Here is a 17,579-nt window from a genome sequence, read left to right on the forward strand (position 1 = left end):
ACTGTTAATGGCGCAAACCTTAAGGCTATAGAAGTAATGCCATATCCTAATTCAGCAGAGTTCAGAAAATAACTGTTATTTGTAAATGATTATTAAATAAAGATGTCTAGAATATTTCAAAAATGCATTGTGCTTACCGTCATCCTATTGATGCAGACTGGTGAAGCAAACAGTAAAAGTAAAAACCCAAGGGTGGATTATAACCTGAATACAGGCTGGGCATTTTATAGGGGTGATGCCAAGCAGGCCCAGATGCTCAATTATGACGATACAAAATGGATGCCGGTAGTTTTACCACATATCATGCAATTGGAAAAGAAACACAATGGAGCTGATATCATCTATGACGGTGTTGGATGGTATCGCCGTTACTTTAAATTATCCAAAGACCAGGCTGATAAGCGGGTTCTTCTGAATTTTGAAGGAATTATGAGCAACAGTGAAGTGTTTGTAAACGGAGAAAGTGTCGGTATCCATCATGGAGGATACGTTGGATTTACAATGGATGTTTCGAATAAAGTAAAATTCAACAATGAAAATAACGTGATCGCTGTTCGCGTATCGGCAGAATATGATTCACTGACGCCCCCGGGAAAACCACAAGGCCGATTGGATTTTTATTATTACAGTGGTATTTATCGTGATGCAAATCTGATTGTAACCGATAAACTTCATATTACAAGTGAGCTGGCTCAGCATAGTACCAGGGCAAGTGGTGTTTTTGTAACCTATCCCCAAGTAAATGAGCAGCAGGCAGTGGTTCATGTGAAAACTGAAGTTGCCAATTCGTATGCCGCTGCGAAAGAAGGGTATTTGCAAACCTTGCTTAAAGATGCAAACGGAAAAGTAGTGGCCCGGAGCAAAAGTAAATTTCAGCTCGGAGCAGGTAAGCATAGTTTGATTGAGCAGGATCTGAATTTGATTAATCCTAAATTATGGTACCCATATACCCCTTATTTGTATTCGCTAGAGAGCCAGGTGTTGTTTGAGGATGGAAAGGTAGTAGATGTTCGAACTGAAAAGATAGGCGTCCGTACAATTAAGTTTACACGTGATGGAGGTTTCTTTATCAATGGAAAGCATCTGTATCTGGTAGGTGCCAATCGTCATGAAGCTTTTCCTAACATCGGTGATGCAGCATCAAATTCAATGCAGGAACGAGATGTTATTGATATGAAAAAGGGAGGATACAATGCTGTAAGAGCGGCGCACTATCCACAGGATCCGGCTTTTTTGGCCGCTTGTGATAAATACGGGCTGCTGGTTGTGGAATGTGTGCCGGGCTGGCAGATTTTTAATGAAAATCCGGTCTTTGCTGATCGCCTAGAATCCATTACACGAAACATGATCAGAAGGGATCGCAACAGAGCCTCCATTGTATTATGGGAAACTGCGTTGAATGAAACAACCTACCCGCTACAAGTTGTTAAACGTATTTTTGAGGCCGCGCATGAAGAGTATCCAGGAAATCAGCTTTATACCGCCGGCGATTATTTTAGCCATGAAGAAACAGAACCCTATTATGATGTTTTCTACAAGCAGGTTAGCAAGTTTCCAAAAGATGGAAGCGTGATGAGTAATTATTTGGAAGATCAGATTGCTATCAAGCCACTTTTTGCCAGGGAATGGGGAGATGGTGTAGGAGAAAAACCTCGGGTAAGCATGGTCGAAAACGAGTATGAGCAGATGCGGCAAGGGCGTAGCCGTCTGACCCAATTGAACGGTGACGGATATTTTGACTGGTGTATGCTGGATGCCAACCCTCGAATGGGCGGACATTTTATGTGGAGTTACAATGATTATACCAGGGGTGCAGAGGAAGAAACGATGTATTCTGGAGTAGTAGATGTGAACCGGTATCCGAAGTTTGCCTATTATATGATGCAGAGCATGCGCCCTAGTGCAATTTCGCAAAAAGGACTGTATGAGGGACCAATGGTATTCGTTGCTTCCTTTAATTCATCAGGCAAGTACAAAACATCAACTTCCGACATTACAGTTTATTCAAATTGTGATGCAGTTGAGCTGTATAGAAATAATAAGCTCATTGGAAAACAGACTCGTGCTGAGCGCGCAAAGGTATATCCTCATATTGTGGCCAAAGGTGGGAGTCCAAGTTTTGTGTTCGATGCCGGTGGTTTTGAGCCAGGAGAACTGAAGGCCATAGGATATGTAAATGGGAAAAAGGTGACTGAGCACGCAGTTCGGACGGCCGGTGAGGCCGATCATTTGGAGATTGTTATTCCTGATCACCATATCGCTCCTATAGCAGATGGATCAGATATGATTCCCGTTTATTTTAAAATCTGCGATGCCAATGGTTCAGTAGTGCATGATGCAAAATCTGAGATTTTTATTCGTGTTAAAGGCGAGGGTACATTGATTGGTGACGGTATATCGAGGGTTGAAATCAATCCTCAGGCTGTAGAGGCCGGAATCGGATTTGCGTTTATCAGAACATCCAAAAAAGCGGGAAAAATAGAAATCCAGGTTGAATCCAAAGGGATGAAGGCCGGCCAGTTAACCATAAACACAGTCGCGTACAAAGGGATGCATTTGCCTGATGGTACACATGGAGAATTTAAAGGGCAGGAAGAAGATGGTGCAATAGTGAAGCCCACCAAATGGGATAAAGGCTTTCTTACTAAACCCAAAGTGGAGATCAGCAATGTTGCCACAACATCTTCCCACCCTGATTTTCCTGCAACAAATTTATTAGACGGCAATGATTACAGCTGGTGGATTGCCAATCAAGATCAATTTCCTCAAGTGGTTACTTTGACCTTGAAAGAACCAACAACTGTAGTAGGAAGTCGGGTAAGATTTCAAAAAGATAGTTCAAAGTATGGTCATAAGGTGGAGGTGTCCTCAGATGGTAAAACCTGGGAACTGGTGTACGAAAAGGAATGTACAGGCTGGGACTTTAAACCTGTCCGTTTCAAAAAGACAATCAAGTATTTCAGAGTCTCGATATTATCTGCAAGCGAGGGTAGGGCTGGACTGGCAGAAGTAACACTCTTTAAAGATAAATAAATGAAAAGAAGAGAGCTTATAAAAGGTATTGGTTTAGTTGCCGGAGCATTGTCCATACAGGGCGGTGCAATGGCAGCAGAACCGGTTGCCAGTCCTAAAACGAAAAGGATATTGCGTATTGCACATCTTACCGATATACACATGAGGCCTGAATTGAATGCCCCGGATCGTTTTCGTCAGTGTATGAAAGAAATAAAAAAGCATAAAATTGATTTCTTCTTGAACGGGGGTGATACGATTTTTGCGGCAGATTATGGGAACATCACCCGGGATCGTGTAGAGGCGCAGTGGGCGATTTGGAAGGAACTGAGAAGTGAGCTAAGTGAATATGAAATGCACAGCTGTTTAGGGAATCATGACATGTGGTGGGCAGCCCCGGACAAGCAGGATGCCATGTACGGGAAACCTCATGTGGTAAAACAATTGAATATCCCTAACCGGTACTACAGTTTTCAAAAACAGGGATGGCATTTTGTAATTCTTGACAGTAACAATTCCAATGCAGGATCTTTGGATCCTGAGCAAAGAACTTGGCTGGAAGCAGATTTAGCAGCATTGCCTAAAGGTACACCGGTATTATGTTTAAGTCATTATCCTATTTTGGGAGTAAGCACCATTATGGAAGGTGGCAATCATACCGATTCTCGCTACATCACCGATTTGTTTTATAAACATAAGGATAAAAAGATCACCTGTTTAAGCGGGCATATCCACCTGCTGGATGCTGCCGAATACAATGGCGTGAATTATTATTGTAATGGTTCCCTGAGCGGCTTTTGGTGGGAAGAGGGCGATAAGCAATCTGCAGGCAAGGGCTATTATCGCGAAACAGCTCCAGGTTATGCTATTTTAGATTTATATGAAGACGGCCGGGCGGAGAATAAGTATATCGAACATCATTATTGATAAGTAATATTCAAATTTAATACACACAAATTAAACTTTTAAAATGAATAGGTTTTTGTTTACGCTGTTTTTGCTGTCTTCATGCATTTGTTGTACAACACTGAATGCGCAATCCACTATTCCGGTTTCGGCCCAGAAAAAAACCATTAAACGGAAAACACCGATTATGGGATGGTCCAGCTGGAATAATTTTAGAGTGGCCATTAGTGAGGATATTATTAAAGCACAGGCGGATAAATTGATCTCAACCAAACTAAGAGATGCAGGTTATAATTTTGTAAATATTGACGATGGTTTTTTTGGCGGAAGAAATGCGAATGGTGATTTGCTAACACATCCAGGACGTTTTCCTTCTGGAATGAAGGCGTTAGCAGACTATATTCACAGTAAAGGGCTAAAAGCAGGAATATATTCTGATGCAGGTAGTAATACCTGCGCATCGGTGTACGACAATGATACCATGGGAGTAGGGTCTGGTTTGTATGGGCATGACGAACAAGATTTGAATTTGATGCTCAAAACCTGGGGTTATGATTTTATAAAAGTCGATTGGTGTGGAGGAGAAAGATTAGGCCTGAGCGAAGAAGTCCGCTATACACAAATTGCCGATCGTATTAGAGCTATAAACAGTAATGTATTATTTAACATTTGTCGTTGGCAGTTTCCTGGTAAATGGGCTATTAAAATTGCTGATTCATGGCGTATTTCCGGTGATATCGGTAATGAATTTGGCTCTATTTTGCGCATTATTGATAAAAATGCAGACTTATGGGAATACAGTGCTCCCGGGCATATTAATGATATGGATATGCTACAGGTTGGAAGAGGTATGAGCTATGAAGAAGATAAATCGCATTTCACCATGTGGTGTGTCATGAATTCTCCACTGTTACTCGGGAATGATCTTAGAACAGTTTCAAAAGAAACATTAGATTTGGTTACAAACAAAGAGATCATTGCCCTAAACCAGGATAAATTAGGTTACCAAGCACGCCGATTGAAAAAAAATGCTGAACTCGAGGTATGGGCAAAGCCATTAGTTTCGACAATGAGTGGTGAGGTTGCTGTGGTTTTACTCAATAGATCGGCAAAAAAGGAGGTTATTACATTTGATCTTGATAATATTGGCATTGATGCTGCAAGTGGTTATAAAATCCGTGATTTATGGAAGCATAAAGGCAGTAGACTAATAAAATTGAAGTCACAAAACTTTGAAGTACCATCCCATGGAGTAATAGTGATCAAGGTTAGCGGTAAATCAAAACCGTTAAATATTTTCCAGGAAGGTAAAAAGCTTTGATTAAATCTACTTTAATTGTTTCAATCTCAATTATAGTCAACTTTTTGTTTAATACGTTCGTCTCTGGGCCAGACATAAAGGATGAACCGTTATAGATAATTAACTACTTAAATTGTTAATGCAGATGCTTCTTCGGTTGAATACGATCCATGACTTCTTTACGAATAGGCAATTTGGCTATTTTGATTAAATCGTCTTTAAATTGTTTCGTCCTCAATATGGCATAGGGTACGCTAGAAAGCCTTAGAGAAATCTAAGGCTTTTTTGGTTTCTTACTTTTCTTTCCTTTGTTATACCAGATTAAAAAGCCGGTAACAGGCATAGCAGCACAGATTAATGAAACAAAGAAAGCAAGTAGTTTCGTCGGGATCCCTGCGAAAGCTCCGGTATGCAAGTCATAATTCATACTCTTGAATTTTTCCCCACCTTTTACATCTTGATCACCATATTTCATCAGCAGTTTTCCTGTATTACGGTCAAAGTAATACCATTCGAATACATGTGTTCTATTTTTGGCTAGCCGTACTTGAACATCCATTGGATCTGTATTCTTTTCCCTAACTCGGATTGATAACACATCAGCTTGAGGATATACCTGAAAAAGATGAGCAATTGCACTGTCGGTAGCCTGAGGATGGTAGGACTCATTTGGTGTAGACAAAGGAATGGACCTCTTTTTAATAGTTTTCCCTCCATTGGCTACAAATTGAACGGATTTTTCGGCCCATGGAAAGGCGAAGACGAGACCTGTTATGCAGATTAATAATGCAGGGATTAGAATGTAAAAGCCTAATATATTATGTAAGTCATAGTTCAGACGCTTTATTCCTACACTGCGTTTAAATGTAAGACCTTTCTTGAAAGCCTTTGCCTTCCATTTCCGAGGAAACCAGAGAATAAGACCACTTAGTAGTAAAACAAAAAAGCACAGTGCCGAAATTCCAGTCACCATACCGCCCACTGAGTCACCCAATAACAAGTTCATGTGTAGATTCAGTACCAGTTGAAAGAACTCATTCTTCGAGTTTTCCAAGTGCACTATTTCTCCATTGTAGGGGTTGATATAGACCCTGTAATAATATTTATAATAGTTCCAGTGTCCAATTGCTTTTTTATCGGTCAGAGAGGCTCTAAATACCCAGGTACGGCCTTGGGCTGGATAGATCTCACTGCGAGAAATTTTAGTATCGGGGCCTAGTACCTGTTGTGCCCGATCGCGCAGTTCGCTAAAGTTTAAAAATTTAGAGTTTCCCTCGGTTTCAACATAATATCGTTTATGATAAAAGTATTCTTTCAGTTCATCTGAAAAAACGTTTATACAGCCGGTTATGCTGACAATCAACACAACCAGGCCCGTAATCAGACCTAGCCATTTATGCACCCAGAAAAATATTTTCCGCAACATTATTAAAAGTTGTATGAAAGGTTAAGACTCATGGTAGCACCGTTGCCCCGCACATATTCAGCATCAATTGCTCTGTATTGACTTACTACAGGGTAATAAGAACTGTTCAGAAGGTTTTCTACACCAAGTCCGGCAGACCATTTACTATTAATCCGGTAGCCGGCCGAAAGATTGAAAAGACTTACCGGTTTCACTACACCTTCGCTATTAGCATACAAACCATTAGCGCGAACATCAAAACGATCACGACTTCCGGTATATACCCAATAAAGTTTCATGTCAAGTGAGCTTAATGGTCGGTAACCAAGGTAAGCGGTAGCTTTGGGCGGTGCAATGCGTAAGCCGTTCATATATACTTTTGTGCCACTTGCCTGTTCCGCTTTACCTTCCACAAATGAGTAACTACCTCCAAGTGTCCACTGCTGGTTAAAGTAAACATCAGCTGCAATTTCATATCCTTGTATGCGTTCTGGTTCGCGCTGAGGTACAAGGAATCCATCAATATCAAGAAGGTTGGCCCCAAGTTTGGATGTGCTGATATAATAAGACGCAGTTAAATTGACAATACCAAGTCTGCTGCTGAAACCTGCCTCGTAGTTATTGGTAATAATAGGATCCGTGGCAATGCTTTCCAGTGTATTACTAGTTGCACTTCTCAATATACGGCCCAATTCATTAATTGCAAATCCTTGAGAAAAACTCACAAAAGGATTGAAAATATCATATTTGTTGTATCGTAAACCTGCGTTGAAAGTAGTTGCATTGTAAGGGATTTTACCTCCGCTTACCGCAATGCTGCCTTCACCATTGGGGCCTTTGGCGATAGTTTTGAAATCTTGTACCTTAACGTCAGCATTTTCATAGCGGATTCCGGCCTTCAATACGAAGTTGGTCATTATGTCCATTTTCATTTGGGCGTATGGGGCAAGATTGAGCATGTTCATATCCGGAATATATACCCTGCCATCTGTAAGGATCTGGTTAGTTCGGTCATTTAACAGATCAAGTCCATAAGTCAGTTCTCCGTTACCGAAGGTACCCATCTTCCATGGTGTGTTTAATGTTAAACGAACACCTTTTTTGAACGACTGTATCTTAGTTTGACCCGGGCCGTACCAAGCTGTTGCCTTCTCTACATACCGGTTCATAGAAACAAAACTATTGTAATAAGCCGAAACATCAAGGGAGCTACCCAAAGGCAAGGCATCGTTATGATAGGAAATTAGGGCATTATGGTTGTATGGCGTTCCGGCAGGTTCTCCTGGATCATCGCCTTTTTTACCAACAGAAGGACTTTCTAAGTATTTTCCTATTACATTGATATAGTCGCTGCTCTGCACACTTCTGAATAGGTTGTATGAAGCGATAATCTCGCTATGTTCATCTGGCTTATAAGCTAGTTTGATAAAAGTATTATAAAGTGAATTCTCGCCAAGTCCATCTGCCTGAGCATTTACGTTTCCTTTAGCGTCTCTAAGTACGCCTGTATAATTGTAAGTGCCGTTCACTACATAAGAGAACTTATTTACGGTTCCTGAGAAACTTTGTGAAAACCTGTATCCGGCTGTATTTGATGGATGTACAAGGTTACCATTTAATCCAACGCTGGTTGTGCCGCTAAACGTTTTGTCTGCAACAGGTTTTTTAGTAATAAAGTTGATGATACCACCTGCAGATCCATTACCATAAATAGAAGTTGCCCCCTTAATGACCTCAACGCGTTCAATAGCTGCGGGATCAAGTGTACGGATGTCACGACTTCCATTCATAAGAGGTGTAGACTGAGGAATACCATCAATTAACACCAATACCTGACGGCCGCGGAGGGTTTGTCCGGAATTGGTTGCCTTATTACTGGAAGTTCCAAGTCCTGGAATTGTATTTCCAAGTATTGCAGAGACTGAAGGGTTAACATTTAGCTGTTCCTTTACATCTCGAGCGGTAAGGATAGTTACAGAAGAAGGGACATCTTTAAGGCTTTCCGGTTTTCTACCAGCTGTAACAATGACTTCAGAGAGCGCATTTCCTATCTCAAGTACAAAAGAAACTTCGGTAGTAGTATCAGCGGTAAGTTTTACCTCTTTAACTGCAGTTTGATAACCAACCAAGCTGACACTGATACGATGGGTGCCCGCAGAAAGATCCTTGATCAGAAATTTACCTAGGTTGTCAGTAGGAGTGCTTTTGCCGCCGCTAACTACAACAGTTGCATATTTCAGCGGCTGGCCTTCTGTATCGTTAACTGTACCTGATAATGTAGCCTTCGAATCATTGTTGTTTTGTCCGAATGAGATAAAAGGTGTGATAGTAAGAAGCAGAGCTGATAGAATCAGTAATAATTTATATTTACTTATTAATAAAGTGGATTGGTTTTGAGCATGCGTTTTGATTTGGGAATCTGGCATAGTTTGTTTGTGTAATAATTAAAACTGCCGGCAAAGGTATTCTTATTTAGATTTAATACAAACAACTTTAAATGAAAACTTATTTTATTCTTCTTAATATTGCATATTAACCTTTCACTCATGGTCTACAAGAATAAACCTCTAACAATTGCAACTATCTTCGTTTTCTTCATTTTCTATTCTTTTGGGCTTTTAGCTCAGGATACGACAAAGCAAGGAGGAGATGCCAATAAGGATCTTTTATTCTTTATGGATGGGAAAGAGATACTCAGATCTGGGATGAATAATATTAATCCGGATGATATCGCGATGGTTACTGTTCTTAAAGCAGAATCTTCTAAATCTTATGGAGAAAAGGGTAGGAATGGAGTGATCTTGATTGAGACTAAAGTTCACTGCCGACAAATTTTTCAGAAGTACTTGTCATCAAAGTCCACCAAGTACCAAGAGGTACTTACCAGTAACGGAGGCGATAAAAAAATCCAATATATCTTAAATGGAAAAGTATTAAAAAACAATTACGAAGGTGATCTTGCAAGCATAGCTGATAGTACATTTATTAGCGTTGATGTTATTGAAGCTGCCGAATTAAAGAGTTATAATGTTTCTGAGATGCTATTTGGAGTGGTCATTAAAACGAAGGTTAAAGAGAAGCCAGTAATTAATGAGATCCCTAAAAGTAAATTTGAGCCCGAACTGTTAATTATCTCCCCTGGTAAAATTAGTTTTGATCCTTCAGCAACTAAGGCTATTGAAGAAAAAAATAAGGCGTTAAAATCAAACATTAGCAATCAGGAACAACCAGATTTGTCAAATGAAAAGGCTGAAAATATAAGGTTGATGAGGCAAAGTGCCATTGCATATATGGAGAAGCTAAACTTTTTTAATCAAATCCCCATGTTTTCTCAAAATTACCTCGGCTATCGTTTTATTGAGCGTTTCCCAAATACGCTGATTCTTCTAAAAGATATAACTGCAGAGAATGGACTAAATGATCTGGCAAAGATTGCTGTAGATGAGAAAATGCCTTATGTGCTAAGCTTCCCGTCTGCGCATGTAGCAAAAGAAAAGGGTAAATTTGTATTACACCTTAAGGTGCAATTATATGAAGCTGAAAGCAATTCCTTAGTGGTAGATAAAGAATATACTGGTGATCAAATTAATCAGGGGTTTGAATTTACTTGTGATGGTTCTATTCAGTGCATTATTAATAATGCATTATCTGCTGCTCTACCAGATGTGATTCTCCAAATTGCATCAAATAACAGGACATTACAGGGTGAACGGATTTTAGCCCTAAAAAGGTTTGAGATAATTAAAACCGATATCTTTTTAAAGAACTCAGATCCATCATTAATCAAATCTGTAATTGGTGAATCGGATAGTACAATCAATCTTCCTGATTTGTATCAAACGTTCTATAGCGATGATAAAAGTAAATTCGTAGGTTTCTTATTTCGTAAAGTGGATAAGCAAAATCTAAAAGGTCTATCGGATAGCAAAACGGATCATAATGTGAAGATATTATCAGGTAGTACTATTAGAGATAAAGATTTTCTGGATATCCCACAGAATTATGCATATATCGTTAAAGGTGTTTTAAGCAATGGCCGTTGGTACTATAAAAAAGATATGGTCACTTATTTTGAGGCAGAAAATGAAAGCGAAGGCAAGTTGGAATATCTAAATAACTTGCAGGGTTGGGGATATTTTAAAGAGGGGCTTACTGATATTGATTCTGATTTTTGGGAAGGAAAGCTATTTGAGAAAATAGAGGATAAAAGAAAGCATCCAGACTGGGATGAACACAAGGATATGTGGGAAGATGTAGAACGTGAAAACAGGAACTATATAGGGATGTATGAATTAGTTGCCGAGCGTTTAAAAGAAGAAAAATCTGCTACAGAAAAGGTGCTTGAAGATAGTATTGCTAATAATATCTTTAAGCCATTTTACGATGCATCTATTAAATCAAAACAGCATCAAATTTCTGGCTACAAGTCTGCTTTGAAAGACTTTGTGTTAATTTATGATTCAAATAAAAGGGTTATCATCAATCCAATCGAAGTTAAAGATGATAAAGGGATAGTTACGGTAAGGTATTTTGTGATTCTCTCAGGCTCAGATGAAATTTACGAATGGAATTATTTTCCGAAATCTATAAAGAAAAAGGGAGTAATTAATAATAGCGTCATGGAAAATTTGGCTACAGTTACCAAGTGGGATTATAGCTATGATACTTTGGATGATGAGCAGTTTTGGAATAATTGTGTTTTATTAAAAGAAAATGGTATTTATCGATATTTAAAAAGTCTTAAATAGTCAGTTTGTGTTTAATTTACACGTTTAGGAGTATTGGATGACCTGGAACCAAGATTATCCAATATCCTCTCAAATTTTTTGAGATAGTGTAATGGAAAAGAGACGTAGTTGGCGAAAAACCTTAGTGGCTTACGGCTTTAGAAAATACATTGATGACCACTACACCACAGATAATTAGGATAATACCAATTATTGCCGGAAGATCAAGCTTCTGTTTAAATAGAAAAAGTCCAACTACGGAGATCATAACAATGCCAATTCCAGACCATATTGCATACGCAATGCCCAGATTGAGCTTGTTGAGGCTAAGGCTCAAAAAATAAAATGCGGTTGCATATCCTATAACAGTTAAAACTGATGGTGTTAGTTTGCTGAATTGGTCGGATGCTTTTAAAGCCGATGTTGCAACAATTTCAAAAATGATAGCAATGAATAAAAAAAGGTAGGTTTTTAACATTTCTAGTCAGTTATAGTTTGTTCTAATCTTTGTTTGATGTTCAAATTTTTGACAGCCAAAGTAATGCAGGTGGCTGCTACAAAAGGAAATGTAAGCTGAATAAAGTTAAATTTATTCATTAAAAATGCAATAAACACCGATAGTATTACCGCAACTGCTGCCCAAGCACCATCTTTGGGTTTATCGCCGGCAAAAACGATGGCACATAAAACTGCATTGTAACTAAACAAACCCATCTCGATGGCTTCTGTAGGGGCAGAAAATAATGCGGATAAAGTAGCTGCCAATATTGCTCCTGCAATTCCGTAAAGTGCAGAAATTGGTGAGTTGATAAATACGGCTATAAAGAAAATAATCCCCGAAATGGCGCTTCCCTGAAAAATAACCTCACCAAAACCCCTTAGTGCAAATGTGAAATCATTGGTAATGTGTGTTTCGGCGGTTAGCAATTCGGGAGCTGCAATTGGATAGATATGATGAAAAATATAGATGAGTGCCCAGGTAACCAGAACAAATGGAAGGGTAAAAACGGGTATTTTTTTAACAATACACCAGTGCTGTATTATAGTTGCCAAAGCAGAACCAATTATAATGGCTACCCAAGTAATAATAACCGGTTTAAAGAACAGTGTAAGTGCTACGCCAACCAGAGCTGCACTAAAACCGTATAAACCTTGTTCAGTTTCCTTTTTGTCGTATCCCAATACTTTGGCTGTAAGGGTACCAGCCAAAACAGCTAAAACCGCACCTAAGCCCATAAGGATAGAACCATAAAAGATACCAAGTAAGAAAAGTAGTCCGGTTAATGCATTCTCCTGAAGCATAATCTGACCAACGCCTTTCAATAATGTACTCAAAAAAGGTAGTTTTCGTTCCAATAACTCCATAGGTGGTTTAGTTTTAAATAAGTACAATAAGGTATAATTGTGCTGTGGTAAATTAAGATGTCTTCAAGATTAAAAATATTAAAATTAAATCATTCTTTTAGCCAAAAATGAGACTAATTGATAGTCAATTAAAATATTTCTAGAAATGGAGGGTGCTTTAAAGAGTATCGAGTTTGCTTATGCTTCTGGCTATAACCGTTTTATCGGCTTTAGATTTAGTCAGTTTTAAGGCTGTTTGAAAATGAGAACGAGCTATAGCGTTGTCAATTCCTGTATATAAATTGCCCAAGAGCGCATGATATAAATGATTATTGCTCAGATTTAGTTTCTCTGCGGCTATAATTGCTTCGTTTTTGCCATTGGCTTTTGATAATGCGTAAGTTCTGTTTAGGGCTGCCATTGGAGAGTATTCTAATTGCAGCAACTTATTGTACAGTTGCAAAATGCTTTCCCATTTCTCTTCTGTGTCTTGCTTTAGGGTGTGCCAATAAGCTATACCTGCTTCCAAATGGTATTTGGAGAGTTTGTTTCCTACAGAAGCATGGGTTAAAAAGTATTGTCCTTGTAGGATGAGTTCTGCATTCCAAAGATTTTCATTCTGATCCTGATAAAGGATTGTTTCTCCGTTTACGTTTACCCTTGCCTCAAAGCGGGAGGCGTGAAAGCACATTAAGGAAATTAGTGCGTTTACGGCTGGTTTGTTCGTCGATTTGTTTTCAAGTAGTAGGTTGGTTAGGCGCATAGCTTCCAGACAAACGTCTTTTCGTAAGGTTACATCGTTTCCTGATGAATAATATCCCTCATTAAAAAGAAGGTATAATGTTCTTAAAACTACTTCAAGCCTGTCTTCAATTGCTGATGGATTGGGGAATTCTATTTTAACCTGCTCTTCTCTAAGTTTTTCTTTAGCACGAAACAGCCTTTTGTTAATCACCTCCTTGTTGGTTAAAAATGCGGTAGCTATTTCATCAATTCCAAAACCACAAAGAACACGGAGTGATAAGCTGATCTGGGCTTCAGAAGAAATGGAAGGGTGACAAATAGCAAACATCATTTGCAGCTGACAATCTGTAATGTTTTGCTCCGACAAATCAATCTCAAATTCCTGAATTTCGGAAGTGCTGTTTTGGATTTGGGGCATGATCTTTTGTTCGAAAAGGGTATTCCTTTTCAAATAATCTTTGGCCTTGTTTTTTGCAACGGTATAGAGCCAGGCAACAGGGTTTTCGGGTAAACCTTTTATCCCCCAGGTTTCGGAAGCCAACAGAAAAGTATCGCTGGAGATGTCTTCTGCAATTTCTATATGCTCCAAGCCAAATATTTTAGTGAGTACAGCGGTAAGTTTTCTGTACTCTGTTCTAAATAAATGTGGTATTAATTCTTCTGATTGTTCCATAGTGAAAGTTTACCCTAATTATATTCATCGTCGTTATCAATTAACGATGAGTATAATTGATAACGACGATGAGCATATACACAACTCAGCGGGGTTAGGGCTTACAAAGGATTAATTGCTCTAACCTCTACACTTCCGCCAAATTGATAAATAGGACAGCCTTTGGCCATTTCTGTAGCATCCGCTAATGATTCCGCTCTAACAAGCGTATATCCTCCAATGGCTTCTTTAATTTCCATAAATGGCCCATCGGTAATTACATTTCCCGGTTTTACGGTGTTACCTTCAGAGCTTAAACGGTTACCTCTGTCAACCAATTTGTTCTGTGCAGCGATACCGCCAATCCAATCCATCCATAGTTTAGTTTCGGCCTGCATTTCTTCAGGAGAACCTTTAGGCACAGACTGATAATCATTTCTAAATACAAATAAGAACTCTTTCATTTTGTTTAAATTTTAATGGTTAAAAACAGATGACGATTGTAATCTCCGAAATTGGACACCACTAAGTTATTTTTTTTAACCATTAAAAAGAGATGTTAATTGCATATGTTATTGTGCGTTTGTTTCTGTATAAGTTTTAAAGTTATTAAGAATTGCCTGCCAGCCACCTCTCTGCATCTCAATTGGATTTTCAGATTCTGCTTCAAAAGATTCGGTTACTGTAGTGCTATCACCGTTGGCCACAAATTGAATTTTCACTTTTCGGTCATCACCAAGAGTGTATGCAATTAGTTCATTGGTTTTAACTTCGTCGTAAACACCGCCAAAGTCGAAACCAAAACTTCCATCTTTTGCTTCCATTCGAGATGAGAATGAGCCACCTACACGTAAATCATTTTCTGCTTTAGGAGTATGCCAATCTTCAGATGGGCTATTCCATTTAATAATATGTTCAGGGCCGGTCCAAAAGTTCCAAACTTTTTCTACTGGGGCATTTACTGTAGCTTCTATTGTAATTGTTGTTTTTTCGGTTGTATTCATTTTGTTTAATTTTTAGGGTTATTGTTTATTCTTTTGGATGATTTAAAAACAGTTAATTAATTAAATAGCTGATGATGTTTCAAAATTGCAACGAAAAAGCATAAGGCAAGGTGTGTGCAAACGACAATGTAAGGGGGAATATACGACAAAACCTTTGGCGCTTTTATGTTTGTTTTTAGGTAACCTTTTTGTGAATAACATCATCTTTCAATAACTTCATTTAAATTTAGTAGAAAATGCTGTTTTAATAAATTAACTGTATTTTTATTTGACACTACTCCTGTTAAGGAGAACACACTCAACCAAATGAACCAAATATTATGACTAAAATTACAATTCCAAATTTAACAGATCGAAGATCTTTTTTAAAGAAGTCGGGGCTGGTACTGGTAGGAAGTACATTAGCTTATCAATCTGGCTTTGCTTCGCCATTGTTTTCTTCCGCTAAATCTAAACTTAAAGTAGGATTAATAGGCTGCGGTGGTAGAGGTACAGGTGCTGCAGCTCAGGCTTTGCAAGCAGATCCTGATGTAATCATTACCGCACTGGCTGATGTTTTTGAAGATAGACTAGATGGAGCATACGCTGCTCTTGTTGAAATTGGAGGTGATAGGGTTAAAGTAGATAAAAAGAATAAATTTATAGGGTTTGATGCTTACCAGAAGCTGATTGATTCTGGTGTGGATGTAGTATTGCTTACCACTCCGCCGGCATTTAGACCAGACCATCTAACCGCTGCAATCAATGCAAATAAACATGTTTTTTGTGAAAAACCTGTAGCAGTTGATGTACCGGGTATACGCAAGGTTTTAGATGCGGCAAAGAAAGCGCGCGAGAAAAATCTTTCTCTGGTATCTGGTTTTTGTTTCAGGTACGATTTGCCAAGCAGAGCTACTTTCGGCAGAATTTTAAATGGAGATTTGGGAGACATAAGAACTGTTTCTACGTTTAGAAATGGAGCTGGAAACTGGTCAAATCCTCGTCAACCGGGTTGGACAGATCTTACCTATAAAATGCGCAACTGGCATTATCATAGCTGGCTTTCGGGCGATTTTATCGCTGAACAAGCAGTGCATAGTCTTGATTTGATGTCGTGGGCAATGGGTGGAAAGATGCCGATAAGTGCAACCGGTACTGGTGGCCGACAAGTGCGTGTTGATGAGATTTTTGGTAACATATACGATCATTTTGCCATCGAGTTTGAATACGCAAACGGAGCTAAAGGATATCATTTCTGCAGACAGCAAGAGGGAACTTCGCATCGCAATAGCGTAGACGTATTGGGCTCAGATGGAAATGCCATTATTAATGTAGGTAGCAAATATGAAATCACCGGAAAGAACAAATGGCTGTATAACGGAGAGAAAAACAACATGTATCAAACTCAGCATAATGAGATGTTTGCCGGCATAAGAAGTGGAAATCCAATAAATCAGGGTGAGGAAATGGCAAATAGTACCATGTTGGCTATTTGGGGACGTATGGTTGCTTATAGTGGACAAACGCTTACGCTGGATCAGGCAATGAAATCTACCGAAACACTAGGCCCTAAAATAGAAGATTATCATTGGGATCTTAAATGGGAAGATCGTCCGGTAGCTTTACCTGGTATCACCAAAGTAATTTAATCAACATACCTTATAGATATGAAAATATTAACTGGAATAGGTATGACCTTTCTGTTCGTTCTGTTTTGCAAACCATCATTATATGCGCAGTCGAAACCCCTTAAATTTGGAACCGAATTAAAGTTTGAGCAAACAACAAGTGGAGGTAAGGCTAAAGGTGAAGCGATCAATTGGATCAATGTAAATACCGATCCGGATACCTGGAGGGTAGAAAAAGATCTGCTCATTTGTAAAGGCAAGCCTATTGGGGTTATGCGATCAGAAAAATTGTATGAGAATTTTATCCTTCAGGTTGAGTGGAAACACATGGAAGCAGGGGGTAATTCGGGTGTATTTGTATGGAGTGATGCTAAGCCGGGAGCTGAAAATCGTTTGCCGGGTGGGGTAGAAGTACAGATGCTCGAGCTCGATTGGGTAAATCAAAATATTTCTAACGGAGTGAAACCTCCTATTGCATATGTTCATGGAGAGCTTTTTGGGGTTGGAGGTGTACAAACAGTGCCAGATAACCCGAGAGGTGAGCGCAGTAAATCGGTAGAGAATCGTTGCAAAGGAAAAGGGGAGTGGAATAGCTATACGGTGGTTTGTGTGGATGGAACTATTAAGTTATCGGTAAATGGCAAGTTTGTGAATGGGATCAGTAAATCAACGGTGAGGAAGGGATACTTATGTATGGAATCTGAGGGGGCAGAGATTCATTTTCGTAATTTAAAGATAACGGAGTTGTAAGTTTTTCCGTCATCCTGAATTTATTTCACTGTTGTCCGGTTAAAATCTAAACACACCATTAAATCATTTAAATTAAGCTAACAACAGTGTTTTTTTTGTCTTTTGAAAAAGCAAGCCCTCTGTTTTTC

13 protein-coding genes are annotated in these 17,579 nt (G+C 38.9%); 6 read left to right on the forward strand and 7 right to left on the reverse strand.

From position 1 onward, the window contains the following. Positions 1–102: 102 nt before the first annotated feature. Genes HQN83_RS25050 through HQN83_RS25060 form a run of 3 tightly spaced genes read left to right on the forward strand, consistent with a single transcriptional unit; the run spans position 103 to position 5,239 of the window. The gene (locus HQN83_RS25050; RefSeq protein ID WP_217277471.1) at positions 103–3,033 is read left to right on the forward strand and encodes a glycoside hydrolase family 2 TIM barrel-domain containing protein; all 2,931 of its coding nucleotides are present in this window, start codon (positions 103–105) and stop codon (positions 3,031–3,033) included. After that, complete coding sequence (locus HQN83_RS25055; RefSeq protein ID WP_173094474.1) at positions 3,034–3,939, forward strand: metallophosphoesterase family protein; 906 nt, start codon at positions 3,034–3,036, stop codon at positions 3,937–3,939. It abuts the gene before it with no gap. Between the two features lie 43 nt (positions 3,940–3,982). Beyond that, positions 3,983–5,239, forward strand: coding sequence for a glycoside hydrolase family 27 protein (locus HQN83_RS25060; protein WP_173094476.1), 1,257 nt, complete (start codon positions 3,983–3,985; stop codon positions 5,237–5,239). Between the two features lie 253 nt (positions 5,240–5,492). Here the strand turns inward: HQN83_RS25060 and HQN83_RS25065 are convergent, their stop codons facing one another. Then, positions 5,493–6,644, reverse strand: a complete 1,152-nt coding sequence (locus tag HQN83_RS25065) for a PepSY-associated TM helix domain-containing protein (protein ID WP_173094478.1) — start codon at positions 6,642–6,644, stop codon at positions 5,493–5,495. Positions 6,645–6,646: 2 nt separating this feature from the next. Continuing rightward, the gene (locus tag HQN83_RS25070; protein WP_173094480.1) at positions 6,647–9,049 is read right to left on the reverse strand and encodes a TonB-dependent receptor; all 2,403 of its coding nucleotides are present in this window, start codon (positions 9,047–9,049) and stop codon (positions 6,647–6,649) included. Positions 9,050–9,169: 120 nt separating this feature from the next. Here HQN83_RS25070 and HQN83_RS25075 point away from each other — a divergent pair, with 120 nt between their 5' ends. After that, positions 9,170–11,371, forward strand: a complete 2,202-nt coding sequence (locus HQN83_RS25075; protein ID WP_173094482.1) for a hypothetical protein — start codon at positions 9,170–9,172, stop codon at positions 11,369–11,371. Positions 11,372–11,492: 121 nt separating this feature from the next. Here the strand turns inward: HQN83_RS25075 and HQN83_RS25080 are convergent, their stop codons facing one another. From HQN83_RS25080 to HQN83_RS25100, 5 genes are all read right to left on the reverse strand, one after another. Continuing rightward, positions 11,493–11,828, reverse strand: coding sequence for an SMR family transporter (locus HQN83_RS25080; protein ID WP_173094484.1), 336 nt, complete (start codon positions 11,826–11,828; stop codon positions 11,493–11,495). A 2-nt stretch (positions 11,829–11,830) separates the two neighbouring features. Next, positions 11,831–12,715, reverse strand: coding sequence for an urea transporter (locus HQN83_RS25085; protein ID WP_173094486.1), 885 nt, complete (start codon positions 12,713–12,715; stop codon positions 11,831–11,833). A 157-nt stretch (positions 12,716–12,872) separates the two neighbouring features. After that, the gene (locus HQN83_RS25090) at positions 12,873–14,111 is read right to left on the reverse strand and encodes an RNA polymerase sigma factor (RefSeq protein ID WP_173094488.1); all 1,239 of its coding nucleotides are present in this window, start codon (positions 14,109–14,111) and stop codon (positions 12,873–12,875) included. A gap of 101 nt (positions 14,112–14,212) precedes the next feature. Then, positions 14,213–14,554 (reverse strand): YciI family protein, encoded by a 342-nt coding sequence (locus HQN83_RS25095; RefSeq protein ID WP_173094490.1) that lies wholly within the window; start codon positions 14,552–14,554, stop codon positions 14,213–14,215. A 108-nt stretch (positions 14,555–14,662) separates the two neighbouring features. Beyond that, positions 14,663–15,094 carry an SRPBCC family protein gene (locus HQN83_RS25100; RefSeq protein ID WP_173094492.1) on the reverse strand — a complete coding sequence of 144 codons (432 nt, stop codon included), beginning with the start codon at positions 15,092–15,094 and terminating at the stop codon, positions 14,663–14,665. A gap of 320 nt (positions 15,095–15,414) precedes the next feature. On the opposite strand from HQN83_RS25100, the gene HQN83_RS25105 reads away from it, so the two are divergent. Together HQN83_RS25105 and HQN83_RS25110 are read left to right on the forward strand one after the other, a co-directional pair. Continuing rightward, on the forward strand, positions 15,415–16,722 hold the full coding sequence (locus HQN83_RS25105) for a Gfo/Idh/MocA family protein (RefSeq protein ID WP_173094494.1): 1,308 nt from the start codon (positions 15,415–15,417) through the stop codon (positions 16,720–16,722). A gap of 18 nt (positions 16,723–16,740) precedes the next feature. Beyond that, a complete protein-coding gene (locus HQN83_RS25110; protein WP_246254586.1) occupies positions 16,741–17,451 on the forward strand; it encodes a 3-keto-disaccharide hydrolase in 711 nt (236 codons plus the stop codon). Positions 17,452–17,579 lie beyond the last annotated feature (128 nt).

The sequence above is a fragment of the Pedobacter foliorum genome (assembly GCF_013266735.1).
GTDB classification, from domain to species: Bacteria; Bacteroidota; Bacteroidia; order Sphingobacteriales; family Sphingobacteriaceae; genus Pedobacter; species Pedobacter foliorum.